Here is a 16,597-nt window from a genome sequence, read left to right as displayed (position 1 = left end):
GATTAAACAATCCTTGAGTGCCAAAGGCACCATCATCATAGGGTCTGCCGTCCCATGTGGTTTTTTGTATCTGGGTATAATGTCCTAATTCTTTTTTTTCGAGAGAATGTCTAAGTCTATAATATTTCATTTTCGTTATTTTTAAGGAATTAGATCGGCTATTTCACCTAATGAAAGGTTACGGTTTGTTTCAATTGTCTTTTTAATCGTAGTAGTGTATTCTGTTAAGAGATCATAGGCTATTTCTATATTTCCCTGTGATCTCTCAAGTAATTTCTCCAATCTTGCGAAAATTTTTTCTGAATATTTTTTGTGACCATTCAAATGGAAGTCAGCGATCATATCTATACCATTTGGGATGTCATTAATGTGCCATGCGCTTTTGCCTTTTGCGCTGTACTTGGCTGCAAGTTGTACTAATTTATGATTTGCTAATCCATAAGGAATAATGTGATGTGCATGTATGGCTAAGCTTGTTATACCTAATACTTTTCTTAATTGACTACGATTGCTAAATTTAATAGTTCCATTGGCTAATTTATAGGTTTTTAAGATAACTCTATTAGCACCATTGTTTATTTTATACACTTTTTTAGCGATTCTTGCCACAGTGGTCCAATCGCCAGCAAAGGGTACCACAGCGGTTATACTTAGCGCGCTATTTTTATAATCACCACTAAAAGCATACCAAGCGGCATGGGTAACGTCAAAAATGGGGCCAATTCCTGGTGCCATCCCCATAATATCCATAGCGAGATGTAAGGCTTCAGAACTTGCTTTAAAATATATTTTTGTATAGTCCCAAGCAGTAAAAACATGACCTGGAGGATACTCACTAGTTATAATAATGGCCATTTCCTGTAACACCAATGTATTGTATCTGATCATAAAACCAGCTGTCCCAAATCCAGGGTTGATTTTTACTAATTCATTTTGTAGTAAGGTGTCAACGGCAGGGGTGTCAATGTTAAAAATATTGTCTGTTTGGAGCAATCGTAAAACTATATTTAATGCAGCTTTTGCTTCCAAGCTTTTATGATCTTCAGCATAACTATCTTCAAAATTAGCTAGGTCAAGTAATTCTTTAATATTTTCAAGACTAGCTTTATTAGTATCTAATAGATTTATTACGGTATTGGATAAGATATCCGAAGGGTTCTTCATACGATAACTGATAGTCCAAGATAAAAAGTTTTTAGCTTCCGTATTGTCAGATTGTATTTTTGAAAGATAACTAATGATGGATTGCATAAATCTTTCTTGACCATGCAAAAACTGCCATTGTTCTAAGGTTAATGGTAGTTGTGACCTTATAATTGCAAGTCGCTCAGGCTCCGAAATAAATGTAGCAAAGCCCGCAGGGACGATAGTAGGGCATGGGTCTGCAGTTGTTTTTTGAGTAGGACTGCAAGAGTTACAAACAAAACTTCTGATCCATAGCCAAACTTGGTTTAAAGCATCGCCTATAGCTGTGCCAGTAGTCGTTATAAAACCCCCTATTGCTGTCCCAACACCCGTACCTGTACCTGTTCCCGTTCCAGTACCTGATCCAGTGGAGTTGCTTGATGAGTCACCTATAACCTGTACAGATAAACCATACCCACTAGTAGCTGACCAGGCAGCACTCCCATATGAGGAACTAAATCCTCCCGAGGGTGAAGAGCCACCAGAGGAACTATCGGGATTACTCCCATCTACAAATGAACTTACTGACGGTATTGGGTCTCCGTTCGGATAATATTGAGGTAGGCAAGGATCTTTACTTGTTTTAGCGTTACTATCTGTTTTTGGTTGACCAAAAAAGGAGGTGTAATAAAACAGTTCAACTTTACCCTTGAAATTTTTGATATCATATTTACTGTTCCTGTATGCTAAATAATACTCAGGATTACAAGTATGTTTCTCCACAAAGGCATGTTTTTCGCCATTAGGCAAAAAATTGACTATAAGATTGTAAGTAATATGTTCTGGAGTGTCTTTGAAAGTAAAGCGAAGGTTGTAGTTTTTATTGTTGAGGGTGTCAATTGTTTCTACTATTTTTTCCACTTCAAATGTGGCATCGAGTGTAATTGTATTTGATTTATTAGTCTTTCCTTTTTGCGAAATATCACCAATGATTGATTTAATATAGTTATCGACCTCTGGAACATCTTTTAGTGCCATAGCCTTAGTTTCAAAAGGCAACGGATTAGTTGTATTAGCTTGACTTATATGCAGATCAGTGTCGTATTCGCAGCTACTTAATGACAAAAATAGGGTAAGAACGAACAATTTGGCTTTCAATAGATAGTGATAGCGATACTTTTTAATACTTTTTTCCATAATTTATTTTAGGTTAAGATGGATAGATAGTAAATGTAGGGAAGTAAAAGAATCAAAAAAATACCCACTTTTAGTGATTTTTTTAAAAATGTACTAAAAACCAATAATATAAGAGATTGTAAACAACAAAGGCTACCTTTTGGGTAGCCTTTGTTTTGTTATATAAAATTGGATTTAGCTTACTAAAACCCAAGTTCCAGCTGCCAATAAGCTTTCAGCTTTTTTGTATTTCATCGTTTCTGTTTTGCCAGTAGCTATTTCTTGAATAGTTACATTGTCATTACGATTAATTTTAGGCTGGTCGCGAACAATAGTTTCAGTCACTTGACGGGCTTGTGTTTGTCCTGCCTCGCGATTGATACTTTCGCTGTTCTCGATTTCGTCTTTATTCAATTGGTAATCGTCTTTTGGACGAGCTACTTCTTTAGCTTCTTGAATTCTTTGATTTTCTTGTGCTGGTAAGTCACCTTTGAACAAGAATGAAATTACTTCTTTGTTCACATTATCTAACATAGAACGGAATAAGTTGAAGGCTTCTAATTTGTAAATAAGCAATGGGTCTTTTTGTTCGTGAACTGCCAATTGAACTGATTGTTTCAATTCGTCCATTTTACGTAAATGTTTTTTCCAAGCTTCGTCTACAATCGCTAAAGTGATGTTTTTCTCAAAATCAGCGACTAATTGCGCTCCTTCAGTATCGTAAGCTTTTTTCAAATCGGTAACCACATTCAATGATTTGATGCCATCTGAGAAAGGAACTACAATACGCTCGAATTGGTTGTTTGGGTCCTCATATACACTTTTGATAATAGGGAAAGCTTCTCTAGCACTTCTTGCTGTTTTTTCGGTGTAAAAATCCAAAGTAGCTTTGTATACTTTTCCAGTTAATTCCATTTCATTCAGTTTGGCAAAATCACTTTCGCTAACTGGTGATGTAATTGAGAAATAACGAATCAATTCAAATTCGAAATTTTTGAAATCGTTGCTTAATTTATTGTTGGTAACAATCAATTCGCAAGTATCATACAACATATTGGCGATGTCTAGTTTTAGACGCTCTCCATGTAAAGCGTGACGACGACGTTTGTACACTACTTCACGTTGTGCATTCATAACATCATCATATTCTAATAAACGTTTACGAACTCCAAAGTTGTTTTCTTCTACTTTTTTCTGTGCACGTTCAATAGATTTGGTCATCATAGAATGTTGAATCACTTCACCTTCTTGTAAGCCCATTCTATCCATTACTTTGGCTACTCTTTCAGAACCAAACAAACGCATTAAATTATCCTCTAAAGAAACATAGAATTGAGAACTTCCTGGGTCTCCTTGACGACCTGCACGACCACGTAACTGACGGTCCACACGACGAGAATCGTGACGTTCTGTACCGATAATGGCCAATCCACCAGCTGCTTTTACTTCTGGTGTCAGTTTGATATCCGTTCCACGACCCGCCATGTTGGTAGCGATAGTTACCACACCTGGTTTACCTGCTTCCTCAACAATTTGAGCCTCTTGTTTGTGCATTTTCGCATTCAATACGTTGTGCGTTACACCACGCATTTTAAGCATTCTACTCAATAATTCTGAAATCTCTACTGATGTTGTTCCAATTAATACTGGTCTTCCTGCTTTAGATAATTCGGTAACATCTTCGATTACGGCATTGAATTTTTCACGAGTTGTTTTGTAAATCAAATCGTCTTTGTCAATTCTAGCCATTCCTCTATTGGTAGGAATTTCAACTACGTCTAGTTTGTAGATTTGCCATAACTCGCCAGCTTCTGTTACTGCAGTTCCTGTCATACCACCTAGTTTGTTGTACATTCTAAAGTAGTTTTGCAAAGTAACAGTTGCAAAAGTTTGAGTGGCTGCTTCAATTTTTACATTTTCTTTGGCTTCAATGGCTTGGTGTAATCCGTCAGAATAACGACGTCCGTCCATGATACGTCCTGTTTGCTCATCAACAATAAGGATTTTATTGTCCATGATTACATACTCAACGTCTTTTTCAAAAAGAGTATAGGCTTTTAATAATTGCGTTAACGTATGAATACGCTCGCTTTTTACTCCAAAATCTTGGAACAATCTTTCTTTAGCTTCCGCTTCAGCATCTTTGTCTAAATTTTGCTTTTCGATAGCAGCAATTTCAGTTCCAATGTCTGGAAGAACGAAAAAGTCTGCATCTGTATCACCAGAAAGGAATTTAATTCCATTATCTGTCAATTCTACTTGATTGTTTTTTTCTTCTATAACAAAGTATAAAGCTTCATCTACAACATGCATTTCACGATTGTTGTCTTGCATGTATTGGTTTTCGGTTTTTTGAAGCAATTGTTTGATACCTTCTTCACTCAAAAATTTAATCAATGCTTTGTTTTTTGGTAAACTTCTGTAAGCTCTCAATAAATTGAAACCACCATCTTTGGTGTTTCCTTCTTTGATTAGCTTTTTAGCTTCTGCCAAAAAGCCATTCGCCAATTGACGTTGTAAACTAACTAAGTTTTCGATTTTTGGTTTCAATTCCATGAATTCATGACGGTCTCCTTGAGGAACTGGACCAGAAATAATCAATGGAGTTCTAGCGTCATCAATCAAAACAGAATCGACCTCATCGACTATGGCGTAATTGTGTTTGCGTTGCACTAAATCTTCTGGCGAATGCGCCATATTATCTCTTAGGTAATCAAAACCAAATTCGTTGTTGGTTCCGTATGTAATGTCTGCATCGTAGGCTTTTTTTCTGCCTTCGGAATTCGGTTGGTGGTTGTCGATACAATCAACAGTCAAACCATGAAATTCGAATAAAGGTGCTTTCCAAGTGCTATCACGTTTGGCCAAGTAATCATTTACGGTTACTAAGTGTACTCCGTTTCCAGTAAGTGCATTTAAGTATAATGGAAGGGTAGCTACTAACGTTTTTCCTTCACCTGTTTGCATCTCAGAAATTTTTCCTTGATGCAACACCATTCCACCAATCAACTGTACGTCATAGTGAATCATGTCCCAAGTGATTTCTTTACCAGCGGCATTCCATGAATTAGCCCAATTAGCCGTATCGCCAACAATGTTGATATAGCTTTTAGTAGCTGATAATTCTCTGTCTTTTGGAGTAGCAGTAACGCTAATTGTTGTGTTTTCTTTGAATCTTCTTGCTGTTTCTTTAACGACTGCAAAGGCTTCAGGAAGAATATCCATTAAAGTTTTTTCAGAAATATCATAAGCTTCTTTTTCTAAAGCATCAATAGCGATATAGATATCTTCTCTTTTGTCGATATCTGAGATGGTTTCTACTTCTTCTTTCAAAGAAGCAATTTTGGCGTCTTTTTCGGCTCTTGCTTCTTTAATTTTTTCTTTGAAGAAAGCAGTTTTGGCTCTCAATTCGTCGTGTGAAAGTCCCTGTAAAGTACTTTCAAAACTTTTGATTTTATTTAAATAAGGTTGTAAAGCTTTAACGTCTTTTTGAGACTTATCGCCTACAAATACTTTTAATATGCTGTTTATGAAACTCATGATTTAGTTGTATTTCTGTTTTATATTTTGTGTTATTTATAACAAAAAAAAAGCCTCTTTTTTGAGACTTTTTCTTGGGTTACTTTTAATACTCATCCTCGTTCCAAAGGTAATCTTCGTCCGTAGGATAGTCTGGCCAAATTTCTTCCATTGATTCATATATCTCGCCTTCATCTTCAATAGATTGAAGGTTTTCTACTACTTCTAATGGAGCACCAGCTCTAATAGCGTAGTCAATAAGTTCGTCTTTGTTAGCAGGCCATGGTGCATCACTTAAATAAGATGCTAATTCTAATGTCCAATACATATTTTGTCGATTTAATTTGTGCAAAAATAAATTTTTTACGGAATAAAACAAGTAAAATGTAATTTATTTTTGCGTAAAGTTAAGAACGTTTTTTTTAGGAAAAAAATTACTTTCTAGGAATCCATTTTACTTCCTCAGCGTTAAGGTCTAAAGTCAACTTTCGTGCCAATACAAAAAGATAGTCAGAAAGTCGGTTTAAGTACTGAATGGCAATGGGAGCAACCGGTTCATTGTGGCTTAAATGTACGGCTAATCGCTCTGCACGTCGACATACACAACGAGCAATATGACAATATGACACTGTGGTATGTCCGCCTGGAAGTACAAAATGCGTCATTGGAGGCAATAAAGCTTCCATTGTGTCAATTTCTATTTCAAGGAATTCAATATCTTGATCAGTAATGCCTAAGTTTTTCAGACGCAATTCACCGTTTTTTAGTACCTCTTTTTCTGGTGGAGTGGCAAGAATGGCTCCAATAGTAAATAAGCGATCCTGCACTTCTATGAGTGTGTTTTTGTAATGGTTGTCCATTTCTTGGTCGCGAATCAAGCCGATGTAGGAATTCAGTTCGTCTACAGTGCCATAACTTTCAATGCGTGCATGATCTTTTGGCACTCGAGTTCCTCCAAATAGGGATGTAGTTCCTGAGTCACCAGTTTTAGTATATACTTTCATTAAGGTAAGTTCTTGATTTAATTGTCTTCAATGGTTTTGACCGCTGTAAATATAAAAAAAGACCGCCAAAGCAGTCTTTTTTTTGGATGATAAAAAAAATTAGAATCCGAAAATTTCTTCCAAAGATACTCTCTTTATTTCTCCTAGTTTTTTCATTTCATTCATATCAATCTTATTTTCAGAAGCCACAATGGCATAACTGTAAGGTTTATTGGCTATGAAGTTATTGTGAAAAGTTTTTAGGTCATTCATAGAAATTTGATCTACAGTTGAGAATGTCTTTTTTCTGATATCCTCTTTTAATCCTAGTTGTTTTGCTGCTAGGTAATTAAAGATAATATTGTCTTGCGTAATTCTTTCGGTTTGAATGTCTTTTTTAACTTGACCTTTGGCTAAATTTAAATTTTCGCTTAATTCAGGTAAGTTGTTCAAAAGTTCATTCATCGCTGTTGTAGCCTCTTTGAATTTGTCCGCTTGACTTCCGACATAATTTAAAACAAGATAGTTGTCTTCTTTCTTTTGAGGCTCTACATAATATCCATAGGTGCTATAAGCTAAGGCTTTACTTTCTCTAATAGTTTGAAAAACCACTGATCCCATACCGCCACCGAAATAGTTATTGAATACATTAATAATTGCATTTTTATTGGCATCATAGGTTTCCGTATTTCTTACCCAACGCGTTTCAGCTTGTACCATATCATAATTGGTAAAAAACACTTGGTTTTGAGTTTGTACCGATGGCTTGAAAACTTTGGCTGCTGGTGTTGCAGTAAAAGTTGCTGGAACTTTGTGTAGGGCTTTTAATTGATTTACAAAAGTAGTTAATGGTGCTGGTCCATAATAAATAATGGTTTGTTCGTAATTATTTAAGTTTTTCAAACGACTCATTAAGTCTTCTGTTGTTAATGACTCTAATTCACCGGTAGTTAGAATGTTATTGAATTTGTTTACAGGTCCATAAGTAGCGTAGCTTGTTAGTCCTTGTAAAATAGCATTTTTATTTGATTTGAAATCTTTTCTGGATTTTGCAATTCTAGCTTTTAAAGCTTTTAAAGCATTTTCATCTGCCTTAGCCTTTTCAATAACTTCTTCGTACAATTGAACCGCTTTTTCAAAATTTTCTTGTAAACCTTCAATGCTTACGGTAGTATATTCTTCGCTAGTGTTGATGTTAAAGCTACAAGCTATTTTATAAAATGCTTTTGAAATTTGTTCGGCTGACATTGTATCCGTGCCTAAAAATTGGATGTATTGACTAGCTAATCCTTGTTTTAAGTCGTTTAGTGTACCAATTTTGTAGCGGTATTTTAATCTAAAAATAGAGTTGTCTTTGTTTTGAACATAAAGTACTTCTGCTTTTTCAATTTTAGATTTCTGAATGTCTTTGTTGTAATCCAAAAATACGGGTGTTGAAGCAATGCTTGGAATAGCGTTCACTTGTTTTAAGAAGTCAGATTGTTTGTCCGCATTGGTTTCAACAGGAGTAATTTGTGGTTTTTCAATTTTGACCTTGTTTTTGTTTTCTCCTTTTCTTTTGTAAACCACTACATAATTATCTCCAAGATATTTATTAGCAAAAGCTACGATGTCTTCTTTTTTTATTTTAGATAAATCGTTTACGTAAGCCACTTGATTTTTCCAGTCTAATTCTGAAGTAAAGTTGCTCATTAAATTACTTGCACGATCGCCGTATTTTTCTGTTTCGTAGATTTTATTTTTTTTAATATTATTTATGATTGATGGAATTAAATCGTCGTCAAAGTTTCCTTTCTTTAAATTTTCAATCTCAGCTAAGACTAATGCTTTTGCTTCTTCCAAGGTTTGGCCAGTAGTAGGTGCTGCAGATAAATAAAGAACACTATAATCAATTAAGCTATAGGTAAAGGCACTCGCGCGAAGCATTTTTTGTTTCTTAACTAAATTTAAATCCAATAAACCGGCTTTGCCATTAGTAAGTACTTGTCCAACTAAATTCGCTAATAAAGCATCTTTATCTTTGTTACCAGGAAGACGGTAACCGATGGCAAAACTTTCCGCATCTGGGCCAACAACTTCAATCGCTATTGGCGCTGTTATAGGAGCTTCTGGTTCAAAAGTGTATTTTTCAATTGCTTTTGGTTGCATATACCCAAAAGCCTTGTCTATTTTTGCAATTACCTCATCTGGATTGAAATCACCAGACAAGATAACACCCATATTGTTAGGTACGTAGTATTTGTTAAAATACTTTCTGATTTCTATTAAGGATGGATTTTTTAAATGCTCAACTGTTCCAATAGTGGTTTGTAAACCATAATTGTGTTTTTTGAATAAGTTGGAAAATAAAGCTTCCGAAACTTTACGACCATCATTGTCTAGTGTTCTGTTTTTTTCTTCATAAACCGCTTCTAGCTCGGTATGAAAAATTCTTAGAATTGGATTTCTAAAACGTTCCGCTTGTACGGCCAAATATTTGTCCAAAGAACTACTTGGAACATCATCAGTATATACCGTTTGCTCAAAAGAAGTAAAGGCATTCGTTCCTTGTGCGCCCATAGCAGACATCATTTTGTCGTACTCATTGGCAATAGCATATTTACTGGCAACTCCTGAAGTTTGATCGATTTTCTTATAGATTTCTTTTCTTTCGATGCTGTCTTTTGATTGGTTGAATTGCTCATACAGAGCGTCAATTTTATCTAATTCTACTTTTTCTTTAGCCCAATCCAAGGTTCCGTATTTATCGGTTCCTTTAAAAAGCATGTGCTCTAAGTAATGTGCTAATCCGGTATTGGTAGAGGGATCGGTTTTGCTTCCAGCTTTGATGGCGATGTAAGCCTGAATACGAGGGTCTTTTTTAGTAGGACTTAAGATTACAGTTAAGCCGTTTTTTAAAGTATAGAAACGGGCTTTTGTAGCATCGTTAGTGACATACTTGTAAGTATAGCCATTGCTTGAAGCTTCTTTCCATTCGATTTGTTCCTGCGCAATTGTAGTCGCAACTGAGCATAAAAATAATAAAGATAAAATTGGTTTTTTAAACATATTTATAGTCTTGGTTAAAGTAAATTATTTTGTAGTATCTGTTTCGATCAATCCATCTCGTAAACGAATTACGCGGTGCGCATAAGCAGCAATATCTTCCTCGTGCGTCACCAAGATAACGGTATTTCCTTGTGCGTGAATGTCACCGAATAGTTTCATGATTTCTACGGAGGTCTTACTATCTAAGTTTCCAGTAGGCTCATCAGCTAGGATAATAGAAGGTTTGTTGACAAGGGCTCTTGCAATAGCAACACGCTGACGCTGACCTCCCGAAAGTTGGTTAGGTTGGTGGTCCATTCTATCGGCTAGATTTACTTGTTGAAGTACCTCAGTGGCTCTTGCTACACGTTCTGATTTAGAGTAGCCAGCATAAATCATTGGTAAAGCGACATTATCTAGTGCGGTTGTTCTTGGCAAAAGGTTAAAAGTTTGAAAAACGAAGCCAATTTCTTTGTTTCTAATTTCGGCCAATTCATCATCTTTCATTTTACTAACATCTTTCCCGTTAAGAATGTAATTGCCAGAAGTAGGTGTGTCTAAACAACCTAAAAGATTCATCAATGTTGATTTTCCTGATCCCGAAGGCCCCATTAATGCAACATATTCCCCTTTTTTTATTTCTAAATCAATTCCTTTTAGTACATAAACGGTTTCGTTACCCAATGAAAAATTTCGCTTAATATTGGTTATTTTAATTAGTGATTCTGCCATCGACTATTGAATAAAGATTAATGTTGTTTTAAATTCGTTTTAAAAATACGAAATAGATTTTCATTAGTTGACTGAATTTGATTTCCGTTACAACTTTATCGTAATTTTAATGTTTTTATAAGCGAATTGTAAAATGTTCTTTGGCTTGCTCTTCTCTAAAAAAAACTAATCCCCACTGAAAGGTGTCGATAGTTACTCGAACTTTTGGGTGTTTTTTTATTTGTTCCCAAGCCTCTTCCATATCATTTGACCAATGAATATCATCAAAAATCCAAACGGTTTCATTGTTTATGGTTGGTAATAATTGTTCAAAGTAAGCCAAAGTTGCTTCTTTTGAATGATTGCCGTCAAAGTAAATGAGGTCATAGTTTTTTAAATAGAGATTATCAGTATTCAAGAATGATTCGAATTGACTAGTAATTGATTCAATTGCGTTAAAGTTGAATTGTTGAAATTGCTCTTTGGCTATTTTTGAAGTTTCGGGACAGCCCTCTAGAGTCGTTAGCTTGGCCTTTGGATTGCCTAAAGCTAGAGCAGAAGTCGCCAATCCCAAGGAAGTACCGATTTCTAAAATTGATTTTGGCTGAAAATAGCGCGTAATTCGGAATAATAATTCGGCTCGTTTTGATGAAATTCCTGCCGTTTGTGCAATTCTTGAAATCTGTCTTTTGTTGGATTTGAAAACTCTTGATCCTGCACCAAAATCAGTAACATCGATAGTGTTTTTGTTTTCTAATAGTGCTTTTCGGTAGTCTTTTATTAAGGTATATTCGGGTTTGTTTTTTTTGTCATAAAAACATTTTGTGACTAAAGAAAAAACAAAAGGCGAATGTACACCGTGTTCATTCTTGGAATTCCAAAGGAAATGTAAATAAGATTTTATTTGAAAAAGCATATAGTGTCAAAAGATTTTAATAGCTGAAGGTTTTGAAAAGATCCATTCAACTATTGCTGCAAAGAAAAACACAAAAAAGAAGATTTTACATCAAAGCACAAAAAAAAGTCACAACAAAATAATTCTAGTTGTGACTTTACTATGTTTTTTTAGTTTCAAAATTAGTTTATCGAAACCAATTTTATGTCGAATAATAAAACCGAGCCTCCCGGAATTGGGCCATAATTAAAACTTCCGTAACCAAGATGCGCCGGAACCAAAAGAACGCCGCTACCTCCCTTTTTAAAATATGGAATTCCTTCTGTCCATCCTTTGATTACTTGATTAAGTCCAACAGTAAATCCTTCGGGTTTACTTTGATCAAACACAGTTCCATTAGTAAAATACCCTTTGTAAATCACCGTTACATTTGAAGTGGCTGTAGGATGTTCTCCGGTGCCTTCTTCATTGATGATATAATATAAACCCGAATTTGTTCTTTTGGCTGTTAAATTGTTTTTAGTGAGATAATCTTTGATTTCTTGTTCGTTTTGTGCGGTATAGTCAACCACTTCATTTTTGTCTAAACTGCAAGATACAAATAAGGTTAAAAGCATAAATGCTGATACTAATTTTTTCATTTTTACTGTAATTTTTAATAATGGCTAAAATAAGCATTCATTATTTTAAGTAAGAATCTTTAAGAAAACTTTAAAAAAATTACCCTTCTAATTTGGCCGAAAGTTCAAACCAACGCTCTTCTTTGGTCTCAATTTTTTTGATAATGTTTTCTAATTCTTTGGCTTTCTTTTCGATTTCAACGACTAGGCCATCGGCAAAAAGCTGTTCTATTTTTGCTTTTTCTAGTTCTAAATCTTTGATTTCACGTTCTATTTTTTGAAATTCTTTTTGCTCGTTAAACGTTAGATTCCCAGTTGGATTGTTTTGTTTCCAATCTTTTTTATCGGCTTTATTTTCTTCTTTTTGTGCCACATCAGCGCTGTCCTCATAGGCTCTAAAATCCGAATAATTACCAGGGAAGTTTTCAATTTCGCCTTGTCCTCTAAACACAAATAAATTATCGACAATCTTATCCATAAAATAACGATCGTGCGATACCACCATCAAACAACCAGGGTAATCCAAAAGAAAACTTTCCAAAACATTCAAGGTCACAATATCCAAATCGTTGGTAGGTTCATCCAGAATTAAAAAATTAGGATTCTGAATCAAAACGGTACACAAATACAAACGTTTCAATTCGCCACCGCTCAATTTTTCTACAAAATCATATTGTTTTTTGGCATCAAATAGAAAGCGTTCTAACAATTGCGAAGCCGAAATAATTCTCCCTTTGCTTAGCGGAATGTATTCTCCGTATTCCTTAATAATATCTATAACCCTTTGATTGGGTTTTGGGTTGATTCCAGATTGGGTGTAATAGCCAATTTTTATGGTGTCGCCCACGATTACTTTTCCGCTATCCAAAGGTAAAGTTCCGGTTAGTACATTCAAAAAAGTAGATTTTCCCGTCCCGTTTTTTCCAATAATCCCGATGCGTTCCCCTCTTTGAAAATCAAAACTAAAATTATCCAAAATCACATGATCCTTAAATTTCTTAGAGATTTTGTGCAATTCAATGATTTTGCTGCCCATGCGTTCCATGTTGATTTCGAGCTCGACTTTGTTTTCTCGTCGTCTGCTTTGGGCTTTTTCCTTAATGATGTAAAAATCGTCTTGACGCGATTTCGACTTGGTTGTACGAGCTTTAGGTTGCCTGCGCATCCATTCCAATTCTTTTACAAACAAGTTTTGGGCTTTGTCCACACTAGCGTTTTCAGAGGCAATACGCTCTTCTTTTTTCTCTAAATAATAAGAATAGTTGCCTTTGTATTGGTATAATTTTCCGTTGTCTAATTCTATGATTTCGTTACACACGCGCTCCAAAAAGAAACGGTCGTGCGTCACCATAAACAAGGTAATATTTTCTTTAGCAAAATAACTTTCCAGCCATTCAATCATTTCTAAATCCAAGTGGTTGGTAGGCTCATCCAAAATCAACAAGTCAGGACGATTGATCAAAATGATAGCCAAAGAAAGTCTTTTCTTTTGTCCACCTGACAAATTTTTAACCTTCAGTTTGAAGTCTTCTAGCTTTAGTTTGAACAAAATTTGCTTAAACTGCGTTTCAAAATCCCAAGCATTGTATTGATCCATTTGGTCAAACGCTTTTTGGTAGGCTTCTTCGTCTTCGGGATTTTCCAATGCTTTTTCGTAGCGTTCAATCACTTTCAAAATTTCATTATCCGAAGCGAAAATACTTTCCTCAATCGTCAATTCGTCTTGCAAATTATGATCTTGCGACAAAAACGCCATTTTAATGTCTTTACGAATCACCACTTGTCCTGTATCGGGTTCGTCCTCGCCATTGATGATTTTCATGATGCAGGTTTTTCCAGACCCATTTTTGGCAATAAAGGCAATTTTTTGGTCTTTATTAATCCCAAACGAAAGGTTTTCAAAAAGAGTGCGTTCTCCAAAAGACTTAGAGATATTTTCGACAGATAAGTAATTCACAGTGCTTGTTTTTTTGCAAAAGTAAACTATTCTATAGCCATTTGCGAATTATTTCTCAAAGTGTAAGGGTTGTTTTTTAGGAACAGATGCAAAAGGCATTTTCAGCAAACATTGGGTCCCGCTGTCCACTATATCTCCTGTCTGGTTCGTTCACCAGTCAGGAGGATGCCGTTCCCATCGGGGTTAAGGAGTAACATTGGTTTTTATAAATTAGTTCGATTTGTCAGTTCGAGCGCAGTCGAGAACCATTAGTACCTCTCGACTGTACTTCGACTTCGCTCAGTATAAACTGCTCGATGTGACTTAAAAAGTGTAGTGCTAAATTGCAGTTGTTATTAGTGTTATTTTCCATTATTGTCTTTCAGTTCCACCACATGCCATTGTTGCCGAATCTTCAAAAAAGGTTTTCTAACCAAAGCTTCATTGGTCAAATAAAAGGTGTTGCCATCAATCGTAGCAATTCCTTCAATTTGATGAAATCGCATTTTTAGATTAATCCTTTTTTTGCAACCCGATAAAAAGTGATTTCCCTCAAAGTCATGCAAAAGATATAAAAACGGACTTCCTCTTTTGGTGTATCCACAAAGCATAATTTTTTTCTCAGTCTCCAAATAAGTTGCGCCTGTAATCAAGCCTTTGCAATCCCAAGAAGCTTGTAGTTGTGCCACTTGATGGCCTGTTTTGTTGGGCAAAGCATAAAGGCTTGTAGTAGCCGTTTTCCATTCTTTAGTAAACAAATAAAGGCTGTCTTTTGTTACTACAAAAGCTTCGCAATCAAATTCTGTTTTGTTGGGTTTTTGCGGACTAAAATTGCTTTGATTGCTATACGAAAAAGTGATCGTTTCAATATGAGGTTGTTTTTGCAAAAAGGATCTTTTTTCAATTTTTAAAATGCTCAAATCTTTTCGATTCCCCGAATAATTGTTGCCAAAATCTCCTATATATAGGTAGGAACTATCTTGTGTGATTTCTTCCCAATCATGATTGATTACTCCGTTTAGTTTTATTTTTCTTTTAATTTTTCCTGAATCGTCCAAACCGTAAAGCGTCGTGTCATGGTCGTCATTGTGTGTCCAAAACAAACCCTCAAAAAACACTAAACCCGAAGTTTCTTTTAAAGAATCCGATAGTGGAGAAGAAAGCAAAGGTTTTATTTTGGTTTTGGGAAATTCACATTTTTTGTTTTTTATTGCAATAGCATCATTACTCTTATAGGGTTGAGGGTAAACTATCGAAAAACAACAAAGTAAGTACAACAAGAATTTCATGGACATTCATTCTAATGAATGGTAAAAATAAGGAAATACATTTGTAATAATTTTTTAATAGTAAGAATAATCACTTGTGCTTTTGAGAGAGTATTATCTCATTATATTTGCATCATGCAATTATCTGTTATCATTCTCAACTACAACGTTCGCTATTTCTTGGAACAATGTGTACTTAGCGTTCAAAAAGCGCTAGAAAACATTGAAGGCGAAATTATTGTTGTCGATAATGCTTCTTCTGATGATAGTTGCACCATGATGCAAACTCGCTTTCCAGAAGTCAAACTCATTCAAAATAGCGAAAATCTAGGTTTTTCAATTGGCAATAACATTGGAGTTGCCGCCGCCAAGGGAGAATATCTTTGTATTTTGAATCCAGATACAGTCGTGGCCGAAGATACTTTTTTAAAGGTATTGGCTTTCGCCGAAGCACAAAAAAATCTTGGAATTGTTGGAGTAAAATTAATTGATGGCTCAGGGAACTTTTTACCCGAAAGTAAGCGCGGTGTTCCTACACCTTGGGTGGCTTTTACAAAAATTATGGGTTTGTATCGCTGGTTTCCAAGTGTTTCCATTTTTACAAAATATTATGCACAACATGTACATCCAGATCAAACGGGCAAAGTAGATATTCTAGTGGGAGCTTTTATGTTTCTCCCCCGAGAATTATACCTAGAAGTGGGTGGTTTTGATGAGAATTGCTTTATGTATTCTGATGATGTTGACTTGTCGTATCAAGTGTTGCAAAAAGGAAAAGATAATTTTTATTTTCACAATACTACTGTACTTCATTATAAAGGAGAAAGCACGATAAAAGATGGTACTTATATGAAACGCTTTCAAGAAGCCATGCGTTTTTTTTATCAAAAGCATTTTAGAGTTTCCTTTTTCTTTGAAATTTTTATGGAGTTGGGGATTTTTTTGTTTTCCATTTTGAAAATGTTTCAAGGAAAACCAAAACATAAAAAAGAATTCAGTGCGTATTGTCTTTTTTCTGATGATGAAAAAGTTGCGCAGGAATTGCAGTTAGCTTTGGGAAAAAAAGTGGCTTTTCGTGCTTTTAAAGGAGAAAAAATGGTAAATTCGTCTTCTTTTATAAAGGAAAAGGGAGTCGAAATACTTCTGGATAATAATTATATTTCTTTTCGAGAATGCATCTCTTTTTTGGAATCACTAAAGAATAGAGGATTTGCTTTTAAGATTCTTCCTAAAAGTTCTAATTTTTTAATAGGAAGTGATAATAATAACGAAAGAGGTACGGTTTTGAAAATTCCGAATAATTTATATAAAATGTAATTTACATTCGATTTATTTGT

Annotated in this window: 11 protein-coding genes; 1 reads left to right on the top strand and 10 read right to left on the bottom strand. The window is 35.1% G+C overall.

Translation table 11 applies throughout. The features are described from left to right. Nucleotides 1–141: 141 nt before the first annotated feature. From FLB_RS07225 to FLB_RS07180, 10 genes are all read right to left on the bottom strand, one after another. Entirely contained in the window at nucleotides 142–2,322 is a 2,181-nt protein-coding gene (locus tag FLB_RS07225; RefSeq protein ID WP_064715267.1) for an AHH domain-containing protein, read from the bottom strand. 174 nt (nucleotides 2,323–2,496) lie between these two features. After that, the gene (gene secA / locus FLB_RS07220) at nucleotides 2,497–5,841 is read right to left on the bottom strand and encodes a preprotein translocase subunit SecA (protein WP_064715266.1); all 3,345 of its coding nucleotides are present in this window, start codon (nucleotides 5,839–5,841) and stop codon (nucleotides 2,497–2,499) included. Between the two features lie 85 nt (nucleotides 5,842–5,926). Beyond that, nucleotides 5,927–6,148, bottom strand: coding sequence for a DUF2795 domain-containing protein (locus FLB_RS07215; protein WP_007138072.1), 222 nt, complete (start codon nucleotides 6,146–6,148; stop codon nucleotides 5,927–5,929). 106 nt (nucleotides 6,149–6,254) lie between these two features. Next, entirely contained in the window at nucleotides 6,255–6,824 is a 570-nt protein-coding gene (locus FLB_RS07210) for a cob(I)yrinic acid a,c-diamide adenosyltransferase (RefSeq protein ID WP_064715265.1), read from the bottom strand. 99 nt (nucleotides 6,825–6,923) lie between these two features. Further along, nucleotides 6,924–9,851: a M16 family metallopeptidase gene (locus FLB_RS07205; protein ID WP_064715264.1), complete on the bottom strand. Its 2,928-nt coding sequence runs from the start codon at nucleotides 9,849–9,851 to the stop codon at nucleotides 6,924–6,926. 24 nt (nucleotides 9,852–9,875) lie between these two features. Continuing rightward, the gene (locus FLB_RS07200; RefSeq protein ID WP_064715263.1) at nucleotides 9,876–10,562 is read right to left on the bottom strand and encodes an ABC transporter ATP-binding protein; all 687 of its coding nucleotides are present in this window, start codon (nucleotides 10,560–10,562) and stop codon (nucleotides 9,876–9,878) included. Between the two features lie 115 nt (nucleotides 10,563–10,677). Beyond that, nucleotides 10,678–11,457 carry an O-methyltransferase gene (locus FLB_RS07195; RefSeq protein ID WP_064715262.1) on the bottom strand — a complete coding sequence of 260 codons (780 nt, stop codon included), beginning with the start codon at nucleotides 11,455–11,457 and terminating at the stop codon, nucleotides 10,678–10,680. 161 nt (nucleotides 11,458–11,618) lie between these two features. Next, complete coding sequence (locus FLB_RS07190; RefSeq protein ID WP_064715261.1) at nucleotides 11,619–12,077, bottom strand: FKBP-type peptidyl-prolyl cis-trans isomerase; 459 nt, start codon at nucleotides 12,075–12,077, stop codon at nucleotides 11,619–11,621. Nucleotides 12,078–12,156: 79 nt separating this feature from the next. Continuing rightward, on the bottom strand, nucleotides 12,157–14,013 hold the full coding sequence (locus tag FLB_RS07185; protein ID WP_064715260.1) for an ABC-F family ATP-binding cassette domain-containing protein: 1,857 nt from the start codon (nucleotides 14,011–14,013) through the stop codon (nucleotides 12,157–12,159). 341 nt (nucleotides 14,014–14,354) lie between these two features. Then, complete coding sequence (locus tag FLB_RS07180; protein WP_157490569.1) at nucleotides 14,355–15,281, bottom strand: T9SS C-terminal target domain-containing protein; 927 nt, start codon at nucleotides 15,279–15,281, stop codon at nucleotides 14,355–14,357. 114 nt (nucleotides 15,282–15,395) lie between these two features. Between FLB_RS07180 and FLB_RS07175 the strand changes: the two genes are divergently transcribed. Then, a complete protein-coding gene (locus FLB_RS07175) occupies nucleotides 15,396–16,577 on the top strand; it encodes a glycosyltransferase family 2 protein (protein WP_064715259.1) in 1,182 nt (393 codons plus the stop codon). Nucleotides 16,578–16,597: the final 20 nt, after the last annotated feature.

This window comes from Flavobacterium succinicans, assembly GCF_001662485.1.
GTDB lineage: Bacteria > Bacteroidota > Bacteroidia > Flavobacteriales > Flavobacteriaceae > Flavobacterium > Flavobacterium succinicans_A.
Note: the sequence above shows the minus strand (reverse complement) of the source record. Positions and strands in the feature narration are given on the sequence as shown.